Below are 22,736 nucleotides of genomic sequence, written 5' to 3'. Positions count from 1 at the left end.
CTACTCTGGTAGCTTGTGGGTTCATTCTAAAAAGTGGTGGCTAGTTTGTTCATGCAAAAATTCCATGGAAAATTGCTGCTTGCTGCAGGTGTCCTGTTTGCTGCACAGGTTGTCAATGCGGCGCCTACAGTCGTGGGTAATATCATTTCCTGGCCGGATGATGGCTGGTATCAGGTGCAATCCCCCTATGGTGCAATAATCTACTGTAATGGCGGAAGTTCGTGTGAGGTAGGGGCGGGCAGGTATAAGGTGATAAATCACACCACGGGTGAATCATTCAGTGACGTTGTCGTAGGTGGTGAAGTGGTGCCTGTCAATGGTGGGGTTTGGGTTGTAGGCGACGTTATTACCTGGCCGGATAACGGCTGGTATCAGGTGCAATCGACAAATGGTGCGACTACTTACTGCAATGGTGGAAGTAGTTGTCAAGTCGACCCGGGGAGCTACTTGGTAGTCAACCATACAACGGGCGAGCGTTTCAGTGGTATCAACGTTATCGGAGAGGAGGTGCCTGGTGATGCGGATATTCGATCTGGAAATGGCCGAATCTTCTGGCCGGATAACGGCTGGTATCAGGTGCAGTCGATAGATGGTGCGACGACCTACTGCAGTGGCGGAAGTAGCTGTGATGTTAGTCCGGGAAGCTACTTGGTAATCAATCATACAACGGGGGAGCGTTTTGACAATATTGTCGTTAAAGACGATGTTGCCGACGGAGACCCCTCAAGAATTCAAGTCGAAGGTAACGTTATCTCATGGCCAGATGATGGCTGGTATGAAGTGCAAGGCATCTACAGCACGCCGACCTATTGTGAGGGTGGGCGTTCATGCACAATGGCTGAGGCAGGGCAATACATCGTTATCAATCACACCACCGGAGAGAGGTTCGTCGGTGTTACTGTCGCCAGCGGGGCCTCTGCTCCAGAGTCAATTGATGTTGAAGGGCTGGTTGATGAGTACTATACGATGCAGAATTTGAAGCCATTCAAATTAATCGAGAAATTTGCGATTGATGTTCTGCAGAAGATAGATGCGGGTGAGCTGGACTATATAAAGTACGCCAGCGATGGCAGTGATCGTCCAGCGGAACTCACTCCAGACTTCAATGGCTTGTCAATAGGCCAGTGGGCCCCCTCATTACTTGATTATCGTTTTGAATGTCCAGAGGGTGGTTATTTTTATACGAGTAAGCAGATACGCGATGAATTCACCTATTTTGCAGATTGTAGGGATAACGGACGGAGTTTCTCAGGCGCTTTTAGCGCTCTGAACGAAGAGGATTTTCCACGTGGAGTGACATTCTATCAGGTAGATTATCGTGATGAAGCTGGAACGATTGAGGCATCTGCCCTTGACTATTCGGCCTATGATCAACAAAACTCGATGCTTGTGCTTGGTATGCGAGCTGATTATCCGAGTTTCCCCAAGTCTATCGTTGATGATTGGGTGTTGCAGGCCGCCAGGTCATTCAATGAATCAACGGGCGAATATGAATTGACATCGTCCAGGATGAACGCCGATGGATTTGAATCCGCAGTTGTGTCAGGAGTTGCATTTTATTATGGCTCGCCTCCTGAGGTGTTGGTCCCGGCCGGTCTCACAACGGTTGAGGGTGAGCAGTTCTACGCATCGGGGTTCAACGGTCAATATTTTCAAGACGGTGGTGCGACGATCTCGGTCGGTAACGAAGGGCGTGAATTTGTACTTAACTATAGCGCCAGCGATGCTCAAACCCTGCAGGTCGATGAGTATGTAGGTGATGGTTCAGTGGTATCACATCAGTTAGCACGCAAGGGTATTTACGATAGTGAAGAGCTGAGTGCTCAATCCTACAATCCGTTCGAGAAAGAGCTTGAGTTTATCTATGCGGAGGATTTTCTTCCCTAGTCGGTTGTGTGCTGCTTGATGGCTATCGTCGTTTCATAGCCTCGAGCAGCAATGCCGACATGCGATGCTGGAAGGGAGGATGAATGTTAGAAAATTGGTGCCTGTCGATGCGCTTGGTATAGCGCAGAGCTTTCGCAGGCCTTAATCGTTGGTTACCTTGCATTGCCCACTGCCTAGTGCACTCGAGCCGCGCGATTCAAGATCGAACCGATGGAGAAAATGGCCAAAACATTGCGCAATCATCGGCCACTTCTGATGAGCTGGTTCAAGGCTAATGGCCAGCTCTCCAGCGGCGTGGTCGAAGGCTTCAACAACAAACCAAAATTCACCATGAGAAAGTCCCACGGCTTCCGTACCTTATGGCCAAAACAACAACTGCAACGGTTACCCATAGCTACCTCCTACATTATCGGCTTTCTTCAAAGTCCCGCCGATCGTGGCAGCAACTAACCGTTCATCCAGGCGGTAGCCCGATCCCCTGTACTTGCCGTTGGATTCTTGTCGAGCCACTTCTCCAGTCAGGCGACGCTCTCACTCGCCTTTTGCGAGTGGAAAGCACATCCGACTTGTTCGCCGGTGGCAAGCTCATGCCTGACGGCTGCTGCCGTGCTACCCAGGCACCTATCGTTAGCGCCATGAAAATCAGCCAATAGAGTCTGTCCCAACGTGAAGTGGGCTCGCCCAATCATCAATAGGTGTGCTGGGATGTTTGCGAGTGGTCGTCGGCGCATATTCTCCCGGGCGCCTCTGAAGCAGTGCCGTGTGCTCAGGCTGTGCTCACCAGTGATTGATACGTGGTGCAATCCACTATCAATCTGTTGAGCGGGGGAGGTGCTAGTCTTTAAGATAGTGATTTAGCAAAAGCCAGAAAGCAAAAAGCCCTAAACAAATAGGGCTATTTACAATTGACTTGGCTCCCTGGGACGGGCTCGAACCGCCGACCCAATGATTAACAGTCATTTGCTCTACCAACTGAGCTACCAGGGAATCGAGTCGAATTGTAAAGACTATTTTTCGGTAGGTCAACCGTTTGGCTTGTATTTTTTCAATCAATCTTCAGCTTGAAGGTACAATTGGTGATCTGATGCGCTTTCTGGAGATTCATGTCCATCAAATTTGACCTGCACACAAGCTACAAGCCGGCAGGACACCAGCCAGAAGCCATTGAAAAGCTGGTTGCTGGTATTGATGACGGTCTGGCTTATCAGACGTTGCTGGGTGTCACAGGCTCGGGCAAGACGTTCACGATTGCCAATATTCTCCAGCAAAAGCAGCGCCCTGCGATCGTGCTGGCACCGAACAAGACGCTGGCCGCTCAGTTGTATGGTGAGTTCAAGGAGTTCTTCCCCAACAACGCGGTTGAGTATTTTGTCTCCTATTACGATTACTACCAGCCAGAAGCCTATGTGCCGGCCAGCGATACGTTCATTGAAAAGGATTCATCCATCAATGAGCATATCGAACAGATGCGACTGTCGGCAACGAAGGCGCTGTTCGAGCGCCGGGACACCGTTATCGTGGCCACTGTGTCGTCCATATACGGCCTCGGAGATCCGCAGCAATACCACAAGATGGTGCTGCACCTTAAAAGGGGGGAGATCGTCAATCAGCGCGATGTACTCAGACGCCTCGCCGAGTTGCAGTACACCCGCAATGATACGGAGCTCAAACGCGGTACCTACCGGGTACGTGGAGAGATCATCGATGTATACCCGGCAGATTCGGAAAGGAATGCAATCCGTGTAGAGCTTTTTGACGACGAGATCGAGGCTCTGAGTTTTTTCGACCCTCTGACCGGGGAGGTTGTGCAGAAGGTGCCGCGGCTGACGATATATCCGAAGACCCATTACGTCACGCCAAGAGAGCGCCTGCTGGATGCAACGGACCTGATCAAGGATGAATTGCGCGAACGGCTGGAGCAACTGACTGCTGCCGGCAAGCTTGTGGAGGCCCAGCGGCTTCAGCAGCGCACGCAGTTCGATCTGGAGATGATCTACGAGCTGGGCTACTGCTCTGGTATCGAGAACTATTCACGTTACCTGTCTGGCCGGCTTCCTGGTGAGCCACCGCCGTGTCTGTTCGACTATCTACCGGAGGACAGTCTGCTGTTCATCGATGAAAGTCATGTCACGGTGCCGCAGTTGGGTGCGATGTACAAAGGTGATCGTTCACGCAAGGAAAATCTGGTCAATTTCGGATTCCGAATGCCCTCGGCACTGGATAACCGGCCGCTCAAATTCGAGGAGTGGGAGTTGTTGTCACCGCAGACAATCTTTGTATCGGCAACTCCTGGCAACTATGAGCGCGATCATGCAGACCAGACAGTGGAACTGGTCGTCAGGCCAACGGGTCTGATTGACCCTGATGTGGAAATTCGTCCGGCCCGGACTCAGGTTGAAGATGTGCTGTCGGAGATTCATGACAGAGTCTCTCGCCATGAGCGGGTGCTGATCACCACGCTAACCAAGCGCATGTCAGAGGATCTGACCGACTTTCTTGGTGAGCATGATGTCAAGGTGCGTTATCTGCATTCCGACGTGGATACCGTCGAGCGCAGCGAAATCATTCGCGATTTGCGATTGGGTGTTTTCGATGTCATCGTCGGAATCAACCTGTTGCGCGAGGGACTCGATCTGCCGGAAGTCTCACTGGTGGCAATACTGGACGCCGACAAGGAGGGCTTTCTGCGCTCCGAACGATCGTTGATACAAACCATTGGCAGAGCCGCGCGTAACTTGCACGGCAAAGCGATTCTGTACGCAGATAATCTGACAGGGTCGATGCAGCGCGCTATCGATGAAACCAATCGTCGTCGCGAGGTTCAGATTCGATACAACCTGGATCATGGCATCACGCCGGTGGGTATTACCAAGTCCATCAACGATGTGATGGAGGCGGGTGGTTCCTCGCAGGGAGACAAGCGGCGTGGAAGATCAGCAACAGGAAAAAGTGCGAAGACGGCCAGTGTGGCAAAGATCGAGAATTTGTCGGCGGCACAGGCAGCTAAACGCATAAAGGAGCTGGAAAAGGAAATGTACGAATGTGCGCGTAATCTGGAATTCGAGCGTGCCGCAGCTCTTAGAGATGAACTTGAGCAGGTCAGGGAAGTGGTTTTCAAGGAAGGCTGATGTGACCGAGTTCGGGTGATCGAATGGCGAGGCAACGGCTGCAGAGCCTTGCGGTCGCTAAGGGCTGGGACAGAAATATGATTTTATTCTGTCTCCAGCCCTAAGGTTGGAACACACAGGAAGTGGTTTTCTGAGCCACGTTTTTGTCAAGAACCGGCAATCACGAGTTGCCAACAGTCATAGTCTTGTGCGGTGCTCGCATCGCCGTCAGATCGAGGAGATTGGAAAATGCTAGAAGCGTATCGCAAACACGTTGCTGAGCGTGAGGCTGAAGGCGTGGTGCCCCAGCCGCTGAATGCAGAGCAGGCTGCTGGTCTTGTTGAGCTGATGAAATCTCCGCCTGCGGGTGAAGCAGATTTTCTGCTGCATCTGCTGGTACAACGTATTCCTGCCGGGGTTGATGAGGCGGCTTACGTCAAGGCCGGCTTTCTGGCGGCACTGGCCAAGGGTGAGGCCAGTTCGCCATTGATCAGTCGAGTTTCCGCGGTTGAGCTGCTGGGAACCATGCTGGGTGGCTACAACATCCAGCCGCTGATCGGGGCGCTGGATGATGCTGAACTGGCCGAGACGGCCGCCAAAGCGCTTTCGCATACCTTGCTTATGTTCGATGCCTTTCATGACGTCGAAGAGAAAGCCAAAAATGGTAATGCGGCTGCTCAGAGCGTGCTGCAATCCTGGGCTGATGCCGATTGGTTTCTGTCAAAAGACGATGTTCCCGAAAAAATTACCGTGACGGTTTTCAAGGTGCCAGGGGAGACCAATACCGATGATCTGTCGCCAGCAGTCGATGCCTGGAGCCGACCGGATATTCCGCTACATGCCAAGGCCATGTTGAAGTTTGAACGCGAGGGATTTACTGACAAGCCGCTGGAAACTATCGAAGAGCTCAAGGGCAAGGGTTTTCCGCTGGCTTATGTCGGTGATGTTGTTGGTACCGGCTCTTCGCGCAAGTCTGCCACCAACTCGGTTCTGTGGCATATGGGCGACGATATCCCGTTCATTCCCAATCGCCGTGATGGTGGGTTTGTACTGGGTAGCAAAATTGCCCCGATCTTCTACAACACACTTGAAGATGCAGGCGCATTGCCGATTGAGTGCGATGTAAACAGTATGGAAATGGGCGATGTCATCGATATCTATCCGATCGAGCAGAAGCTGACTCGACACGATAGCAACGAAGTGCTCAGCACTTTCGAGTATGGCAACGAGGTGTTGCTGGATGAAGTGCGGGCCGGTGGACGCATTCCCTTGATTATCGGGCGTGGTCTGACAGATCGGGCTCGTGAATCTCTGGGTCTGGAGGTCAGTACGGTGTTCAAGCGTCCTGGCGCGACCGAGGCAAGCAGCAAAGGCTACACACTGGCCCAAAAAATCGTCGGCAAGGCCTGTGGTGTTGCTGGCATTCGTCCCGGCCAGTACTGTGAGCCAAAGATGACGACGGTGGGCTCCCAGGATACGACGGGTCCGATGACTCGTGACGAACTGAAAGATCTGGCTTGTCTGGGTTTTTCAGCTGATCTGGTCATGCAGTCGTTCTGTCATACCGCGGCCTACCCCAAGCCCATTGATGTGAGCACGCACCACACTCTGCCAGACTTCATGTCGACTCGTGGTGGTGTGTCCTTGCGTCCCGGTGACGGTATCATCCACTCTTGGCTTAACCGCATGCTGTTGCCTGATACTGTCGGTACCGGTGGTGATTCGCACACCCGTTTTCCCATGGGTATTTCATTCCCGGCAGGTTCCGGACTGGTTGCCTTTGCCTCGGCAGTCGGTGTCATGCCTCTGAACATGCCTGAGTCTGTGCTGGTGCGTTTCAAAGGCACCATGCAACCAGGCATTACTTTGCGTGATCTGGTCAACGCCATCCCCTATGCGGCGCTCAAGCGTGGCCTGCTGACGGTTGAGAAGAAGGGCAAGAAGAACGTCTTCTCGGGCGCCTGTGTCGAGATTGAAGGTCTGAAGGATCTGAAGCTGGAGCAAGCCTTTGAGCTGGCTGATGCAACGGCAGAACGTTCAGCTGGTGGTTGTACGATCAAGCTGGACATCGAACCGTTGAAGGAATACATCACCTCCAATATCACTTTGCTTCGCTGGATGATTGACGGCGGCTACGCGGATGCGCGCACATTGGAACGTCGTGCCCGCAAGATGGAAGAATGGTTGGAGAACCCGACACTGCTGGAAGCCGATGCGGACGCTGAGTATGCCGAAATCATTGAAATCGATCTGAATGAAATCAAGGAGCCCTTACTGGCTTGTCCGAACGATCCAGATGATGTGAAGCCGCTGTCTGAAGTTCAGGGCGTGAAAGTGGATGAAGTGTTTATCGGTTCATGCATGACCAATATCGGTCATTACCGGGCTGCGGGTAAGTTGATTGAAAAGTCCGGCCAGTATGTCGATACCGTTCTCTGGATTGCACCGCCAACGCGTATGGATGAGCACCAGCTGAAGGAGGAGGGCTACTACAATATTTTTGGTGCGGCAGGTGCGCGACTCGAAATTCCAGGCTGTTCCCTGTGTATGGGTAATCAGGCTCGGGTCAAGCCAGGCGCTACGGTGGTGTCTACTTCTACGCGTAACTTTCCGAACCGTCTGGGTGCCGGTGCATTCGTTTATCTGAGTTCAGCAGAGCTGGCAGCCGTTGCAGCCCTGCTGGGGCGATTGCCGACGGTGGAGGAGTACATGAGCTACGTCAAGGATCTGGAAGCCATGGGAGATGAGGTCTATCGTTACCTCAACTTCAATGAGATTGCAGAGTTTCAGCATTCAGCTGAAGAGGCCAAGGTCAAGTTCAAGGATATTCCGGTATCCATTCAAATGGCCAGCTAACAATCATGAGCTGAACCAGGCGACGCTCTTCTACGAGAGCGTCGTCAACCAACAACCAACTTGATCTGAACTACAGTCGCTGGAGTCGCAAGTCGGCTTCTTTCAGGTATTGGGTTCTGCTGAACAACAGTTTGGGCCGTGAGCCTCCGCATTGACGCCACAGTACGACCGATCGAATTCCGCCAAGAAGTGCTGCACGAATGGTTGATGCAACCTCGTTATCGTTCAGAAAATCAGGATCGCCGCTGACCATGATTCGAGGACTTAGATGGCTGATGCTGCTGCGATACAGATTGGCCAGATTGCTGATCATGGCCGAGTCATCGATTTCCATGTCCATGGACTGCGTCCGGCTGATGCCGATGCGAAGCTGTTCGACCGTATCTTCGTCGTGCAGGATATTGGTGCCCAGCTGAATAAGCGCTAGTGCATATCGGGCAATGTCCAGATCACGAGACTCGTTGTTACCGCCAAGCTGGCTTTTCAAAATTCGCAAGCCGGTGGCAATATTCTGGGCACTGCCACCATAGGCATCAATGACGCGATCGCTGGAGAGCGTCAAGATGGAACGTAATGTTCCCGCCAGCTCGTCCTTGTCTGCGGTGCCGGTTGTCGCCAGTGTCTTGCACAAGTGAACGGATTGGAAGATGCCGGCCAAAGCCAGCGTCTGGTTTTCAGTGGTTGCTAAGGATGTCATGATTGTGAGTATAGGTCGTGCGATCAGGCAAGGTCGCTGATAATGGCGCCGCCGAGGCACACCTGTTGGTCGTAAAGTACCAGAGATTGGCCGGGTGTGGCTGCCCTGACGGCCTCATCGAAGTCTATGTGCAGCGTACCGTCCTCGCGAACGGTCACTGTTGCCGCCTGATCTTGCTGTCGATAACGCACCTTGGCCGTGCAGCGAAAACTTGAAGCAGAAGGCTGTCCATGCACCCAGTGTACGTTATGTGCCTGCAACTCTGAACGAAACAGAGTCGGATGGTTGTGTCCCTGACCAACAACCAAACGGTTTTCGCCTAGATTCTTGTCCAGAACATACCAGGGGGATTCGTCTGAATTGCTCATTCCGCCGATCCCCAGGCCCTGACGCTGACCCAGTGTGTAGAACATCAGTCCGTTGTGACGACCCATCAAGTCGCCGTTGTCATTGACGATATCGCCGGGTTGCGCGGGCAGGTATTCAGCCAGAAAACTGCTGAATTTACGTTCGCCGATGAAGCAGATACCGGTGCTGTCTTTCTTGCTGTGGACATGAAAACCTGCTTGCTGTGCAAGCTCCCGGACTTTCGGTTTTTCCATTTCACCGATGGGGAACAGGCTGGGCCTGAGCTGCTCTTGATTCAGTGTGTACAGGAAGTAGCTTTGATCCTTGTTTGTATCCAGACCTCGCAACAGGGCAACTGACTCATTGTCGCCACCTGAGCGAACGTAGTGACCCGTTGCAATCGCATCTGCACCCTGGTCTCTTGCATGATCGAGAAAGGCTTTGAACTTGATTTCCTTGTTGCACAGGATGTCGGGATTGGGTGTGCGACCGGCGCTATATTCTTCAAGGAAGTGGGCAAACACGCGTTCCCAGTATTCATCTGAGAAGTTGACTGTCGTCAGTTTTATGCCCAGTCGGGCGGCAACAGAGGCTGCATCGCGGTAATCCTGTCTGGCGGTGCAGTGTTCATCATCATCCTCCCAGTTCTGCATGAAGATGCCCGATACCTGGTAGCCCTGCTGTTTGAGGAGTAGAGCGGCCACTGATGAGTCAACACCACCGGACATGCCGACGATGACATGCATTTGTTGCCGGTCCTGGCGAAACTGCGCGGCCAGGTGCGAGGGGTCAACGGTTGGGTTCATGGTACTGAGAGAGTTGCAGAAGGTTGGTATTGGAGGTGTTTCGGACCGATGTCAAAGGTTCGTGATCAAGGTGTCGTTGCTGCGCTGGCTGGTCTTGCGTTTGGGCGGTGGTGCTGTATGGCGGGCAAAGAAATCGTGATCCATCCGTTCCAGAAACTGTTTGGCCTGTGGCGAGAGAAATTTGCCACGCCTGACGACCACGCCATAACTGCGGTTAGGAAAATATTCGTCCATGGGCTTGACGGTCAGATTCTCGAAACCGCGCAGACAGATGCTGGTCACAATGCTGATACCCGCTCCGATTTCGACATAGCGCTTGATGACTTCCCAGCCACCGGCTTCCAGTGCGACGGTGTAGGGGACTCCGTGTTGTTGGAACACCAGATCGACAACGTTCCAGGTGCTCAAATGGCGTGGTGGCAGAATCAATCCGAAAGGACTGATGTCTTCCAGTGTAATGTGTTCTTTGTCTGCCAGCGGATGATCTTTACACATGATCAGCGCTGGTTTGTAATCGTAGATCGGGTGGTACACCAGATCGTCTGGCACATCAATCATCGAGCCCACTGCAAAGTCCACCTCGTCGGCGCGTAGCAGGGCCATGCCATCGTGTCCGGTGACATTGTGGAGCCGCACATCGATCTGCGGATAGTCATCAGAAAAAGACTTGATGATTTCAGGCAGAATGTAGAGCAAGGTGGCCTCGCCGGAGGCTATTTCAAGAGGGCCTGCATTGACGTCACCCAGACGTGCCGAAAAACTGTCGGCAAGCCGTGCAAATCCGTCCACCAGAGGTTGTGCCATTTCCAGTAGCAGCTCACCCGCGGGTGTCAGGCGGATTTTTGGGCCGCAACGTTCGAACAGTAAGGTGTCCAACTCCTTTTCCAGTGCCTGTATTTGCAAAGACACGGATGGCTGGCTCAGTTTTAGGCGCTGAGCTGCCTTGGAGACGCTGCCGGTCTGTGCGGCATTACAGAAAGCGCGAAGTTGGCGAAGCTGATTGAGATTGGGGCTGTCTGCGCTGACCATGATGAGTCAATATTTAAATTACCAATGATAATACTGAATAGTATTGTTTTGAAAAGCAAGCTTTGTGTCGTATTTTTGTGCATTGCACAATTTTTAATCCGCAATTTGCACTGAATTGGTGCTCGGATAGCAATCGATTAAATCGACAGCAGGAATAATTGACAGGGTAGGATGTGCGCGATTAGAGAGGCACAAGTAGCACTCTTTCGTTTTCACGTTCGGGAATTTTCGTATGGGCAGTTTATTCAGGGCCTGGGTCATCGATCCTGTGGCGCTACTTTTTCTGTTTTCACTGGTATTGCTGATTGCACTAAGCATAAAGACAAGAAGTCGGGCGCGTAGTCGTCGCGGCTCTTCATCATCTCGCAAGGTACCCGTCTGGCCATTGGTGATGCTGGGTTTGTGGGTGGGGGTCTTCCTCGTCTGCTCAGCTCCTGTCATCGTGAATCCACTCATCGCACTGATGGAAGATCCCTACCTGGAAGGGGTCAGTTGCGAGACTGGGAGCCATATGGTCGTACTGGGAGGCGGCGTCGATTCGCGTATACGCAACGTTGGCGAATTTGAACGCATGAGCCCTGCTACCTTGTCGCGTGCAACTGCTGCGGCCCGAATGCTGTTGAGTCAGAAAGAGTCAGATACGCATATCATCGTGGCAGGTGGCGCTGTCAGACAGATAGCCGAGGCTGAGGTCATTTCAGCCTATCTTCAGCAACTGGGTGTGGCCGTCGAGCGCATCACCCAAGAGTCCGGATCGTCCAATACACGAGAGAATGCCCTGAATGTCGCTGCATTGCTGGTTGATGAAACAGTCACAGGCCCCGTACGTCTGGTCACTTCGGCGATGCACATGCCGCGAGCACTGAACACCTTTCGAAACGTGTTTGCCGCCTCTGGAATCAGGGTTTGCCCGGTTAGTGTGGACGTGCAGGCCATCAAAGCTGTGCCTGCCTATGCTCTGATGCCTCAATCCACCGCCATTGCACGCTTTGACCTGCTATTGCATGAGGCGGTGGCTTTACTTGCCTATAGGCTGAAGGGCTGGCTATAAGTCTAGACTTTGTAGTAGTCCAGATACCAGTCGACAAAGCGTCCGATGCCTTCTTCAACTGATGTACTTGGCTTGTAGTTGACATCTTTGATCAAGTCGCTGACATCGGCATAGGTGTCGGGAACATCACCAGCCTGTAGTGGCAGGAGGTTTTTCTCGGCGGTCCGGTTCAGGCAGCCTTCCAGTGTGCTGATGTAGTGCTCCAGATCGACAGGCTTGTTGTTGCCGATGTTGTACACCCGGTAGGGGGCTGAGCTGGTTGCCGGATCGGGGTTGTTGCTGTCCCAGGCCTCGTCAGGAGTCGCTACATTATCGAGTGTCCGAATGACGCCTTCGACAATGTCTTCGACGAAAGTGAAGTCGCGCTTGTGCTTGCCGTAATTGAATACATCAATAGGCTTGCCGGCCAGGATGTTCTTTGTGAACAGAAATAGCGCCATGTCAGGTCGACCCCACGGTCCATAGACGGTGAAAAAACGCAATCCTGTGGTTGGCAGCTGAAACAGATGGCTGTAAGTATGCGCCATGAGTTCATTGGCCTTCTTGGTGGCAGCGTACAGGCTGACGGGATGATCAACTGACTTGTGGATCGAGAACGGCATATCGGTGTGATTGCCGTAAACCGAGCTGCTGGAGGCATAGACCAGATGCTCGACCTTGTTGTGGCGGCAGTTTTCCAGAATATTGGTGAAACCAACGATATTGGCATCTATATAAGCTTGTGGATTTTCCAGTGAATAGCGAACACCTGCTTGAGCCGCCAGATTGACGACACGTTGTGGTTGATGCTTTTTAAAGGTTTCGCTCATCAGAGCGGCGTCTTCCAGGTTTCCACGAACTTCCGTGAAGCCTGCATGTGCCTTGACGCGTTCCAGCCGGGCCAGTTTAAGGTTTACGTCGTAGTAGTCATTGACGTTGTCGACGCCGATGACCTCGTCACCGCGCTCCATTAGTTTCAGAGCCAAGGTGGAGCCAATGAAGCCGGCTGTGCCTGTAATGAGAATTTTCATGAGGAGATCAGAAGTTGCTGACGTTTAACTGGATGGGCTGGGCTGGTGTTAGTAAGGCTGCGCAGGGCTAGAGACGGGCGTCGACAGAATCCTTGGGAAGGATGCTCTTGATGTCGTAAAGCACGTTATCAGGCTTGCCGAACTTGCGTATTGCTTCACTTCCCAGGGCGACGAATTGCTCGTGAGCGACAGCTAGAATGATCGCATCATAATGTCCTTCTGCAGGACTTTCGATGGGTGTGATGCCGTATTCGTGTTGTGCCTCTGCAGGATCTACCCACGGGTCATAGACATCGACATTGGCGTGATAGTTAACCAGTTCCTGAACGATGTCGACAACGCGTGTATTGCGAAGGTCGGGGCAATTTTCCTTGAACGCCAGGCCTAGTATCAGAATGTTGGAGCCGACTACATGAATACGTCGTTGTGTCAGCATTTTCACGACTCGCTCAGCCACGAAGGCACCCATGCCGTCATTGATCTGGCGGCCTGACAGGATGACTTGCGGGTAATAGCCGATCTCCTGAGCTTTGTGAGTCAGGTAGTAGGGATCAACGCTGATGCAGTGACCGCCCACCAGACCGGGTCGGAAATTCAGGAAATTCCATTTTGTACCAGCGGCCTCCAGAACTTCCAGTGTGTCAATGTCCAGTCGATCGAAAATGAGGGCCAGTTCGTTAATCAAAGCGATGTTGAGATCACGTTGCGTGTTTTCAATTACTTTGGCAGCTTCCGCCACTTTGATGGAGCTTGCTTTATGAGTGCCGGCAGTGATGATGCGTTGGTACAGGGTGTCCACGGCTTCTGCCACTTCCGGCGTCGAGCCTGAAGTCACTTTCATGATCGTGCTGACACGATGCTCCTTGTCGCCCGGATTGATACGCTCAGGGCTATAGCCTGCGTAAAAATCAGTATTGAATGTCATGCCCGAGACGCGTTCAAGAATGGGGACGCAGACCTCCTCGGTTGCACCGGGATAGACGGTGGATTCATAAATGACCACGCAGCCTTTTTGCATAACCTTGCCGATGGACTCGCTGGCTCGTATGAGGGGTGTCAGATCGGGTTGTTTGTGCTTGTTGATGGGGGTGGGTACGGTGACGATGAAAACCTTGCATTGGGCAAGATCTTCCAGAGTGCTGGTATAGGAGAGCTTGGGGGAGCCTTGCATTTCTTCAGCAGAGACCTCCAGTGTGCGGTCGTGCCCGGACTGCAGCTCCTTGATACGAGCAGCATGGATATCAAATCCGATTGTCTGTGTGTTCTTGCCGAATTCGACGGCAAGTGGTAGTCCAACGTAGCCGAGGCCAATTACCGCTATCGTATCGTTGTCACTGATCTGAAACATTTATGGGTCCTGATGTGCTGCTGGCTAGTCGCCGGTCGCAGTGGGTTTTGGCGTGGATTATACGGGTTTTGCACCTTTACTCTGAATTCAGCTCTGTATTGATTTCATGTCTGCGACCCGCTTCATCGTTACAAGCGTACTTGAGGAGTTGATAATTCATTCGTGAGAATTTGTGTCCTTACCTACTAAATACAAATGCCTGCCTTACAATGGGGACACTTCACCATCTAATGGGCACGTTCAAGACCTTGGGTACGTTCAAATTCTTCAAGATGCACCTACGCGTTCCATTCTTGCTGCTCGCACTGATGGAGTTCTGCATTTGTGTGGCTGCCGTGTTTGTTGCAGTTTACGTGCGCTTCGACGGATCTCAGATTACCGAGGTCTCAAGTATTCGCTCTCCATTCGCTACATCCATGCTATTCGGGCTTGTTATGCCCGTCACCATGATGGCAATGGGGTTGTATCAGAGCCGGTTTCGCGGCGGCATCCTGGGGGTGTTTCTGCGTTCGGTCATTGGTTTTGCATGTGGTGCTGCCATTCTCGCCTTGCTCTACTACCTGATACCGCATTTGTATCTTGGCCGTGGTGTTTTTGGTTTGGCTATTCTCATCGCATTCTTTGTGGTTGGAACAATCAGGCCAATGTTCTTCTACTACGTAGACAAGGACATTCTTAAAATTCGAGTACTGGTGCTGGGTGCTGGTGAAAAAGCGGCGTCGATTTCCCGCAGATTGCGACGCCGTGTCGATAGACGCGGATTCAGGGTGGTGGGCTATGTCAAGCTGAATACCGACGCTATGGTTGTTGTCGACAGTGCTAGCGTGCTCGATCTGGAGGGGAGTTCCCTGCTGGATTTTGCTATAGCCAACAATGTAGACGAGATCGTGGTGGCTGCAGACGAGAGGCGTTCGGGCCTGCCATTGGAAGAATTGCTGGAGTGCAAACTCCATGGTCTGGATGTCATTGATCTGCTCAGTTTTTTCGAGCGTGAGCAAGGCAAGCTGCCTCTGGATATTCTGCGTCCTGACTGGCTGATCTATTCGGACGGTTTTCAGCGAGGAGCCGTGCGGGATGTCAGTAAACGGATATTCGATTTCATTGCCAGTGCATTTATTCTGGCTATTACGTGGCCATTCATGTTGTTTGCCGTGATAGCCATCAAGATCGAGGACGGAATGGATGCACCGGTTCTGTATCGGCAAACCCGCGTTGGTTTTCTGGGCGAGCCGTTTGAGGTGTTGAAGTTTCGCAGTATGAGCGTTAACGCCGAGAGTGGTGGAGTGGCGCAATGGGCAACAAAAAACGACAGTCGAGTCACTCGGGTGGGGAATTTCATGCGCAAGACGCGCATCGATGAATTACCGCAGATTCTGAATGTACTTAGTGGTGATATGAGCTTCGTCGGGCCTCGCCCGGAAAGGCCGCACTTTGTCGAACAGCTAAGTGAAACCATTCCCTACTATCGCGAGCGTCATGCGGTCAAGCCGGGTATTACGGGTTGGGCGCAGGTCTGCTATCCGTATGGTGCATCCATGAAGGATTCGGTTCAGAAGCAGGAGTTTGATCTTTACTACATCAAGAATCACACGATATTTCTGGATATGCTGATTCTGTGTCAGACCGCCGAAGTCGTGCTGTTCGGCAAAGGCGCACGCTGAAACGAGAGTCGATCCGGACCTGTCAAGGGAAGGGCGAGGCGACTATACGATTTCATCCTCGTTGAGGAGAAGCCGTATGGTCGCGGCTATAGCGCCAGAGTGTAGTTTGCCTGACCGTTCTATTTTGTCGGCTGGACAAAGGCGCCTTTGGCTTCGGATCTGCGAATTTCAGATGCGCTGGGCATGAAGTCGCTAGGTGGTGCATCGCGAATGGCTTCTCTACCTTGCTCGATGATTTCCTGATTAGCCTTGCGGTCAATAATGAAAAACACGCCTAGCGTGGCTATCATGATGGCGCAACCAGCCAGCATCCATATCGCACGAGCCGAAGTGCCTGCTTCAGACTTGGCGCCAGTGTTGGCTTCACGTGCGAGCATGCCAGATTCAACACCTTCAACCGTCGTTTCTGCATTTTGTTGCTGATCGGCAGCGTTGCTGGTTTTATTCTTGTTATTGGGTTCTTTAACGGTATTGCGGGTCGTCATGTTCTCGTCTGAAGTGCTTTTCTTGATGGGTTCGAATGGAAGCCGTCCATGCACTCTGTGGAATGTCCGCAGCTGCGTATAGGCCTTGGTTAGTGCAATGAATTGTTGCTGTGCATGTATGCGTTCGCGTGGGCGCTGCGCATATCGGTCAGGATGCCACATATGTACCAGGCGTCGATAATTCGCCCGCACTATTTCCCAATCCGCGCGATCATCCAGTTCCAGCAAAGTGTAATCGAGCTTGAAATCCCGTGTACGGGGTTGTTGTTCGTTCATATAAGCAAGCTTACCGTCGTTTAATATGGAGCAGCGGTGAAAAATAGGTAATCTGGCGAGTTGTGAACGTTTGGACTCATTAAATTCTGTAACTTTTGTGGTGGAGTTGCCATTGCCGATAGTTTTAACGGATAAACTTGAGCTACTACGAAGGCTGTACCGCGTCAAGTCATCTCTGCGGCAGTCGATAACAGTTATCAAGAACTCAAAAATCAGGTAAATGGTGATGCTTGCTGGCTTCTCAGTCGAAGACAGTCAAATCCATGAACCTGGACGTGTCCGGGAGGCACTTTTCTAAATGAACACTACGCGTGCCATAACGCTCCTTTTATTGACCTATATGCTCGCCAGTTGTGCGACTTCTCGCGGACCTTTGAGCGAAGATGAGCGCCCACCTGAAATTCAGGCAAGTGCTGCGCCAGAATTTCGCCTGGGTACAGGTGATGTACTGAGCGTCAGTGTCTGGAAAAATCCTGACCTTTCGGTCAGAGTTCCGGTTCGGCCTGACGGTTATATATCCGTACCATTGGTTGGCGATGTACTGGCTGGTGGTCGAACACCGGCAGAAGTCTCGAAAGAGACGGAGCGCAAGTTGACCAAATTCATTCGCACACCCAAGGTGTCAGTCATCGTTGAGGAAATACCCAGTGCTGAGTTCCAGAATCGAGTTCGCGTAGTGGGTGGTGTGGCAGAACCCAAATCCATCTCACATCGTGACGGCATGACGGTGATTGATCTTGTTCTGGAAGCTGGTGGAGTGAACGAGTTCTCATCACCCAACTCTGCCAAACTCTATCGTACGACCGATGGTGTAGCACGAGTTTACAACGTTTATCTGACAGATATTCTTTCAGAGGGCATTCTGGAGACCAACTACCCATTGGTACCTGGTGATGTCATCACCATCCCTGAACGACGTTTCTGATCTGATTTAAATGACCTATGCAAAGCCTTGCCCGACTCTTGATTAACCGAACCTTATGAGTAACATAACTCTTGATGAGATGTTGCCACTGCTTTCGCGGGAAGCAAATGCCCGTAGTGGCACGTTGCTATCCATTTTCATTGCGATAAGCCTGGTCTTCTTGCTGACCGGTTTCATGTGGCAGAAGAAATACACATCATTCGTACAGCTCTACGTTGACGATAGCAATATCGTTGCCCCTATCATTGGTACCAACAGTACCGTCAACCGCGACAAGGCGAATGTTGCCAAGGAAGAGCTGTTTGCTCTGGATATTCTCGACACGGTGCTGGATACGGTCGGTTTCACCAATGCAAACACAACTCCTGCCGAGCGCGAGGAATATCGAGAAGATCTGACTGATGCGACGAATGTATTCAATCGCAACAATCAGCTGCTGGAAATTGATTACTGGCACGATGATCCGAAAATAGCCTTTCAGACAACCAGTCTGTTCGCAGAATTGTTCCTGCAGAAAACCATGAACTCTTCCACCGAAGAAACAACGGAAGCATTCGAGTTCATTACCAGCCAGGTCGCAACTTACCGAGACAAGCTGGAAGATGCAGAGGGTCGATTGGAGAGCTTTCGTAGTCAGCATCCAGGTATGAGTGCGACGACTGAAGGCAACGTCAACGCTCGTATTGTCGAATTGCAGCGAGATCTGGAACAGACCTCTCTGATTTTTGCCCAGGCAGATCAGCGCAGGCGTACCTTGCAGGCCGAATTGTCGAGTGAATCCTCAACAATTGCCCGGGATTACCAGATAGGTCAGACGCGAGAGCAGATTGGTCGTTTGCAGTCGGAAATCGATGTGTTGAGTCTGTCTTATACGGATGATTATCCGGACATAGTGCGATTACGGCAACAGATCGAAGACGTGAAGGCACAAGCACAGCGACGCAGTGAACAAACCAATTCCCAGAGTGGTGGTCAGTCAGTTTTCAATGTAGGTGGGAATTCCTTCACAGGTTCTTCCAATCTGAGTCCTGTTTATCAGCAACTGCGCAGTGATCTGGCACGTACATCTGCAGAAGCGGATGCGCAGCAATCACGCATGCGTCAGCTTAATGTGCTGCTGACTAAGGAGAAGGAGCGTTCAACACAGAGTTCTCAGGTTGAACGAGAACTTTCGCAGCTGACGCGAGATTATGAAATCAACAAGAAGTTTTATGAGGATCTTTTGAGTCAGCAGGAAAATGCACGTCTGACCATGACTCTGGGTGCCGAGAAGCAAGGCGTGCTGTATCGTATTGCTCAGCCTGCCAACTTTCCGGCTCGTCCTAATGGGTTGCGATTCCTTCATATTGTGGTCGCAGGCATTGCCATGGCCAGCGTTCTTCCATTCCTCTATCTGTTTGTTTTTCTCAAGATGGATCCGCGTATACGAACAGCCTCTGCAGTGACAGATTTGTTGCAGTTGCCGTTGCTGACGACAGTTCCGCATATGCCATCGCCGAACGAAAAGACACCGTTCTTTAGCCGGCCTGCAGTCATCATCAGCACCGTGATATTCGTATGTCTGCTGTATGTCCTCGTATTTGTGATCAAATACACAATGGAAGCATCCTCTGGAGGAGCTCTGTAATGACGGACCGTGCAAAAATTGCCAATGTCAGGTCGATGTTGGATCAGCAACAAGGCAAGTCGGAACGACGTGACCGCAAGAGCGGCCGTTCAATGGTTCCGCTGAGCCGCTCCGCAGGGGGCAGCAGTAATCAGCTGCGCGCAGCTAACGATTCAGTCGGCCTGGCTGATCGTGCGCGTGCTGATCTGGCCAATATGGAAGAGGCGAAGCTGTTCAGTGATCGTCAGCTGGATCTGCTTGGCATCATCCATCCGCGTTCAAAGAACCGGGACATGGTAGATGCCATGCGCCAGCTGCGAACCAAACTCTACAGCCTGAAGCCGGAAGCCAACTTCAGTGTGTTGGTCACTTCTGTGTTGCCGGAAGGCGGCGGCAGTTTTGTCAGCTTGAATCTTGCGGCCACTATTGCGTTCGACACAGCCAAGACGTCGATGCTGGTTGAGGCGAACCTGCAGACACCTATTCTGCACAAACTGATGAAACTGATCGGACGGGAAGATGCCCATGGTCTCCTTGATTACCTGGAGAGACCCGAGCTGGGTATCGAGCATATTGTCAACCCCAGTGGTATTCCTCGCATGCGAGTCGTGCCGATTGGCAACCATAATGAAATAAGTGCAGAGCATTTTACCAGCGCGCGCTACAAGCAGTTGATGCTGGATATCAAGGAGCGTTACGACAACCGTTTTGTGATAGTTGATGGTCCGTCGATATCGGCATCCGCCGATGCACGCATCTTGTCCGAGATTTGTGACTATACGGTTCTGGTCATTCCATACGGTGGTGTGACACCAGGAACACTGGACTCCATCATTGACGAAATCGATGAACGCAAACTTGCGGGCATAGTCATCAACAACCAACCAGACTGACTGCGTCAATTCATACGCCTCAGCGAAAATAAAGGAAGACTGTGTCTGATCGAAAACAGTATCTTGCATGGTGTCCAGCCGTGCTCGTGGTTTTGCTGTACCCGGCAACCGCCCATTCTCTCAATCTCGGATTCGAGGGCCTGTTAACACTTGAGTCCAGCGATAACGTTGACGGTGTCAATAGCCCTGATGAAGAAGACGGGCTGACTACCGGGGTTGTGCTCGGTGTCTATGGCGAGCAGCGTAGCCGTATGGTGGACGCTGCATTTACCGGCGAGATTGATACACGCCGTATCGTGACCGATGACGATACCTCAGTTGATACGATAACCCGCTTTCTGGGGGCCGCTGAATTCGCTCTGACTCCGCGTTCGTGGCGCTGGTACGTGGGCGATATTCTGGGTGGTGTGCGAGCTGACAATGCGATCCAGACGATTGACGATACAACTATTGATCGACGCAACGTTTTTGTTACAGGACCCAGTTTCGAATATGACGTTGAGGGCTGGAGTCGAACCCGTGCAAGGTTGCTTTACGTCAATCAGACAGAAGACAGCGATGTGCTGGAAACGCTTTATACGGCCAATGCAAGCTATGAGCGTGATACCACGCCAGGAAGTTATCTGGGTATTCGTGCCGGGAATGTGTTTACGGAAGCGTCCGACGAAACCGATAATATCAATCTGAGTGCACAGGAAGATTTCAACCGATCCACTGTTGCCGTCTATACCAGCAGGTCGCGTGGTTTTCTTGAGCTGTACGGAGAGCTGGGTGTCACTCGTTATGATGCAGACGAAGAGTCACTGAATGGGTTGAATGCACAGCTGAGAGCGGTTCGCCAGCTGGGACCTAAAACCTCTTTTTCGGCAAGTCTGACTCGTGATCTCAATGATCAGACACTCAGCACCGTTGAAAGCCTGATTGCAAGTGGTAGCGATGGCGTGGGTGTACAGCCCGAAGCGGCAGGTTTCTTTGAAGAGACTCGCCTGGATGTTGGGTATGCCTATCAGTCGACAAATACCAGTCTGGATCTTGGCGTCGGAGTTTCGCAGAAGGATTATCAATTTATTGATGTTGATTCGCAGCTGGGTTTGAGTGCGGATAGTGAAGATCAGTTGCAGAGTTTTGCCTATGCCGCCTTGTCTCGCAGGCTGTCTTCCCGGCTCACCAGTGAGTTTTCAATCAATTACGAACGACAGACTTATGACAATCGCGTCGATGAGACTGATTCGATACTGGCGTCGGCTCAGCTTATCTACAGTCTGACCACCAGTTTTGAGCTTGAGGCGGGTCTTATCCACGATTCTGCAGATGGCGTGCTGACCCGGTTCAACACCGGAGTAGGCGTTGAAGAGGATGTCGATATCACAGAAAATCGTGTCGTTATCGGCTTGCGCTGGGCGCCTCCTTCAAGAGCGAGTCAGGATTTGACGGTTGAGTTAAAGTCACTACTTCAATGATTGGTTCCAACAATGCTGCCGGGCGTGAGGGCGTTGACAGGTCCGGCACGCCAGCAGCAACGGAAACTCCAATAGCAGCTGCGGCAATCGCATCAGAGCTTGACGGTGCAGATGCGCACAATACGACAGAGGCTGATGCTCCTTTCGCGGGGTTGCGTCTGTTATTCGCAGTCGATAGTCGTTTTCCCGGGCTCGGTGGTGCCGAGAACCAGGCTTTGAAGCTTGCCATTGCATTGCGAGAACGAGGCGCTCTGGTGGAGTTTGTGACTCCCAGGGTGTTGACGAGTCAGTCGCTGGAAGAAACTTTTCATGGCTTTACCGTCAAGCGCGTCGACTATCCCCATATTCGCTGGGTCGGTTCATTGTGTCTGATGGTGTGGTTTGCACGCTACCTGTACCTCAATCGACATCGCTTCGATGCACTGCATATTCACATTACTCATTTGCTGGCTGCCTCGGCGGGTTTTGCCAGGCGCTGGACCGGCCTTCCAGTGACAACCAAAATTTCAGGCTTCTATGAGTTTGAAGGTGGCGTGCTGGATCAGAGACGGCGCTTCATGCCGCTTAATTTTCTGATTCGCCTGGGCTTGAAGCAGGTGGATTTTGTTCAGACAATCAGTGATCAGACTCGTGAAAAACTTCTGGATGCTGGTTTTCGGAATGAACAAATCAAGTTTGTGCCCAACGGCATTGACACCAGTAATCCGCCTGTACAGCCTCTTGCATCCGATGTGTTGACTATCGGCTATTGCGGCCGTCTGCGAGAAGTGAAGGGCGTACATGTCTTGCTGGATGCCTTTGCGTTGCTACTCGAAAATAATCCACATCAAAAACTGCAGCTATCGATCGCTGGAAGTGGCGAAACGTCGGCGGCATTGCTCAAACAGGCAGACTCCCTTGGAATCGGTGAAAACATTCATTGGCTGGGACTTGTCGAGGAAACCGGTCCGTTCTTTCAGAATCTTGACATCTATGTACAACCATCGTTTGCAGAAGGATTGCCGAACTCTGTCATGGAAGCGATGGTCGAGCAGCGGCCGGTAGTTGCGTCTGATATTGGTGGTAACAATGATCTGGTGGAGCAGGATGTGACCGGTTTGCTGTTTCCGCCGGGAGACGCTGGCATGTTGGCAGAGCAGATTCAACGCCTGATTGATGAGCCAGTCTTACGCGCATCAGTCGCGCTTCATGGGCGCCAGCTAATCGTGGATCGCTTTGGTTTTGATCACGTCACAGAGAGTCTGGCGGAGCTGTATCATGTTTAGGGGCCGGACAGATTGCTTGAGTCTGG

General features: G+C 51.9%; 16 protein-coding genes, 1 tRNA gene and 1 pseudogene. 11 read left to right on the top strand and 7 right to left on the bottom strand.

The features are described 5' to 3' along the window. Positions 1-51: 51 nt before the first annotated feature. Both IMCC3135_RS24330 and IMCC3135_RS35645 read left to right on the top strand, forming a co-directional pair. The gene (locus IMCC3135_RS24330) at positions 52-1,887 is read left to right on the top strand and encodes a hypothetical protein (protein ID WP_088919956.1); all 1,836 of its coding nucleotides are present in this window, start codon (positions 52-54) and stop codon (positions 1,885-1,887) included. 189 nt (positions 1,888-2,076) lie between these two features. Then, positions 2,077-2,337, top strand: a pseudogene (locus IMCC3135_RS35645) (transposase); the annotation flags it as partial. Positions 2,338-2,798: 461 nt separating this feature from the next. Here IMCC3135_RS35645 and IMCC3135_RS24315 read toward each other — a convergent pair. Next, positions 2,799-2,874 (bottom strand) — tRNA-Asn (locus IMCC3135_RS24315). A gap of 116 nt (positions 2,875-2,990) precedes the next feature. On the opposite strand from IMCC3135_RS24315, the gene uvrB reads away from it, so the two are divergent. Together uvrB and acnB are read left to right on the top strand one after the other, a co-directional pair. Next, positions 2,991-5,015: an excinuclease ABC subunit UvrB gene (gene uvrB / locus IMCC3135_RS24310; protein WP_088919953.1), complete on the top strand. Its 2,025-nt coding sequence runs from the start codon at positions 2,991-2,993 to the stop codon at positions 5,013-5,015. A gap of 228 nt (positions 5,016-5,243) precedes the next feature. Continuing rightward, positions 5,244-7,850, top strand: a complete 2,607-nt coding sequence (gene acnB / locus IMCC3135_RS24305) for a bifunctional aconitate hydratase 2/2-methylisocitrate dehydratase (RefSeq protein WP_088919952.1) — start codon at positions 5,244-5,246, stop codon at positions 7,848-7,850. Between the two features lie 70 nt (positions 7,851-7,920). On the opposite strand, the gene hflD is transcribed toward acnB, so the two are convergent. The 3 genes from hflD to IMCC3135_RS24290 are packed head-to-tail and all read right to left on the bottom strand — an operon-like array spanning position 7,921 to position 10,730. Further along, positions 7,921-8,547, bottom strand: a complete 627-nt coding sequence (gene hflD / locus IMCC3135_RS24300; RefSeq protein WP_088919951.1) for a high frequency lysogenization protein HflD — start codon at positions 8,545-8,547, stop codon at positions 7,921-7,923. Between the two features lie 23 nt (positions 8,548-8,570). Continuing rightward, a complete protein-coding gene (gene mnmA, locus IMCC3135_RS24295; RefSeq protein WP_088919950.1) occupies positions 8,571-9,701 on the bottom strand; it encodes a tRNA 2-thiouridine(34) synthase MnmA in 1,131 nt (376 codons plus the stop codon). Positions 9,702-9,752: 51 nt separating this feature from the next. Next, positions 9,753-10,730 (bottom strand): LysR family transcriptional regulator, encoded by a 978-nt coding sequence (locus IMCC3135_RS24290; protein WP_088919949.1) that lies wholly within the window; start codon positions 10,728-10,730, stop codon positions 9,753-9,755. A 232-nt stretch (positions 10,731-10,962) separates the two neighbouring features. On the opposite strand from IMCC3135_RS24290, the gene IMCC3135_RS24285 reads away from it, so the two are divergent. Beyond that, on the top strand, positions 10,963-11,781 hold the full coding sequence (locus IMCC3135_RS24285) for a YdcF family protein (protein WP_088919948.1): 819 nt from the start codon (positions 10,963-10,965) through the stop codon (positions 11,779-11,781). Between the two features lie 2 nt (positions 11,782-11,783). Here the strand turns inward: IMCC3135_RS24285 and IMCC3135_RS24280 are convergent, their stop codons facing one another. Together IMCC3135_RS24280 and tviB are read right to left on the bottom strand one after the other, a co-directional pair. Then, positions 11,784-12,791, bottom strand: a complete 1,008-nt coding sequence (locus IMCC3135_RS24280) for an NAD-dependent epimerase (RefSeq protein WP_088919947.1) — start codon at positions 12,789-12,791, stop codon at positions 11,784-11,786. Positions 12,792-12,858: 67 nt separating this feature from the next. Then, positions 12,859-14,139: a Vi polysaccharide biosynthesis UDP-N-acetylglucosamine C-6 dehydrogenase TviB gene (gene tviB, locus IMCC3135_RS24275; protein ID WP_088919946.1), complete on the bottom strand. Its 1,281-nt coding sequence runs from the start codon at positions 14,137-14,139 to the stop codon at positions 12,859-12,861. Between the two features lie 230 nt (positions 14,140-14,369). Between tviB and IMCC3135_RS24270 the strand changes: the two genes are divergently transcribed. After that, entirely contained in the window at positions 14,370-15,800 is a 1,431-nt protein-coding gene (locus IMCC3135_RS24270; protein WP_157736244.1) for a TIGR03013 family XrtA/PEP-CTERM system glycosyltransferase, read from the top strand. Between the two features lie 119 nt (positions 15,801-15,919). Here the strand turns inward: IMCC3135_RS24270 and IMCC3135_RS24265 are convergent, their stop codons facing one another. Beyond that, positions 15,920-16,561, bottom strand: coding sequence for a J domain-containing protein (locus IMCC3135_RS24265; protein ID WP_088919944.1), 642 nt, complete (start codon positions 16,559-16,561; stop codon positions 15,920-15,922). Positions 16,562-16,859: 298 nt separating this feature from the next. On the opposite strand from IMCC3135_RS24265, the gene IMCC3135_RS24260 reads away from it, so the two are divergent. From IMCC3135_RS24260 to IMCC3135_RS24240, 5 genes are read left to right on the top strand one after another with little or no spacing between them, the layout of a single operon-like run. Continuing rightward, positions 16,860-17,486: an XrtA/PEP-CTERM system exopolysaccharide export protein gene (locus tag IMCC3135_RS24260; RefSeq protein ID WP_088919943.1), complete on the top strand. Its 627-nt coding sequence runs from the start codon at positions 16,860-16,862 to the stop codon at positions 17,484-17,486. A 55-nt stretch (positions 17,487-17,541) separates the two neighbouring features. Beyond that, complete coding sequence (locus IMCC3135_RS24255; RefSeq protein ID WP_088919942.1) at positions 17,542-19,113, top strand: XrtA system polysaccharide chain length determinant; 1,572 nt, start codon at positions 17,542-17,544, stop codon at positions 19,111-19,113. Then, complete coding sequence (locus IMCC3135_RS24250; protein ID WP_088919941.1) at positions 19,113-19,985, top strand: CpsD/CapB family tyrosine-protein kinase; 873 nt, start codon at positions 19,113-19,115, stop codon at positions 19,983-19,985. Before IMCC3135_RS24255 ends, IMCC3135_RS24250 begins: the two co-directional genes overlap by 1 nt. A 41-nt stretch (positions 19,986-20,026) precedes the next feature. Beyond that, positions 20,027-21,445, top strand: coding sequence for a porin family protein (locus IMCC3135_RS24245; RefSeq protein WP_088919940.1), 1,419 nt, complete (start codon positions 20,027-20,029; stop codon positions 21,443-21,445). Next, complete coding sequence (locus IMCC3135_RS24240; RefSeq protein WP_088919939.1) at positions 21,442-22,710, top strand: glycosyltransferase family 4 protein; 1,269 nt, start codon at positions 21,442-21,444, stop codon at positions 22,708-22,710. The genes IMCC3135_RS24245 and IMCC3135_RS24240 overlap by 4 nt, the downstream gene beginning before the upstream one ends. Positions 22,711-22,736 lie beyond the last annotated feature (26 nt).

It is taken from the genome of Granulosicoccus antarcticus IMCC3135, assembly GCF_002215215.1.
GTDB classification, from domain to species: domain Bacteria; phylum Pseudomonadota; class Gammaproteobacteria; order Granulosicoccales; family Granulosicoccaceae; genus Granulosicoccus; species Granulosicoccus antarcticus.
The sequence above is the reverse complement of the archived record's forward strand: the minus strand, read 5'-3'. Positions and strand labels throughout refer to the sequence as shown.

Coding starts and splice junctions, on each gene's coding strand:
- IMCC3135_RS24330 (WP_088919956.1), top strand. CDS start 52: ATGCAAAAATTCCATGGAAAATTGCTGCTTGCTGCAGGTGTCCTGTTT.
- uvrB (WP_088919953.1), top strand. CDS start 2,991: ATGTCCATCAAATTTGACCTGCACACAAGCTACAAGCCGGCAGGACAC.
- acnB (WP_088919952.1), top strand. CDS start 5,244: ATGCTAGAAGCGTATCGCAAACACGTTGCTGAGCGTGAGGCTGAAGGC.
- hflD (WP_088919951.1), bottom strand. CDS start 8,547: ATGACATCCTTAGCAACCACTGAAAACCAGACGCTGGCTTTGGCCGGC.
- mnmA (WP_088919950.1), bottom strand. CDS start 9,701: ATGAACCCAACCGTTGACCCCTCGCACCTGGCCGCGCAGTTTCGCCAG.
- IMCC3135_RS24290 (WP_088919949.1), bottom strand. CDS start 10,730: ATGGTCAGCGCAGACAGCCCCAATCTCAATCAGCTTCGCCAACTTCGC.
- IMCC3135_RS24285 (WP_088919948.1), top strand. CDS start 10,963: ATGGGCAGTTTATTCAGGGCCTGGGTCATCGATCCTGTGGCGCTACTT.
- IMCC3135_RS24280 (WP_088919947.1), bottom strand. CDS start 12,791: ATGAAAATTCTCATTACAGGCACAGCCGGCTTCATTGGCTCCACCTTG.
- tviB (WP_088919946.1), bottom strand. CDS start 14,139: ATGTTTCAGATCAGTGACAACGATACGATAGCGGTAATTGGCCTCGGC.
- IMCC3135_RS24270 (WP_157736244.1), top strand. CDS start 14,370: ATGGGCACGTTCAAGACCTTGGGTACGTTCAAATTCTTCAAGATGCAC.
- IMCC3135_RS24265 (WP_088919944.1), bottom strand. CDS start 16,561: ATGAACGAACAACAACCCCGTACACGGGATTTCAAGCTCGATTACACT.
- IMCC3135_RS24260 (WP_088919943.1), top strand. CDS start 16,860: ATGAACACTACGCGTGCCATAACGCTCCTTTTATTGACCTATATGCTC.
- IMCC3135_RS24255 (WP_088919942.1), top strand. CDS start 17,542: ATGAGTAACATAACTCTTGATGAGATGTTGCCACTGCTTTCGCGGGAA.
- IMCC3135_RS24250 (WP_088919941.1), top strand. CDS start 19,113: ATGACGGACCGTGCAAAAATTGCCAATGTCAGGTCGATGTTGGATCAG.
- IMCC3135_RS24240 (WP_088919939.1), top strand. CDS start 21,442: ATGATTGGTTCCAACAATGCTGCCGGGCGTGAGGGCGTTGACAGGTCC.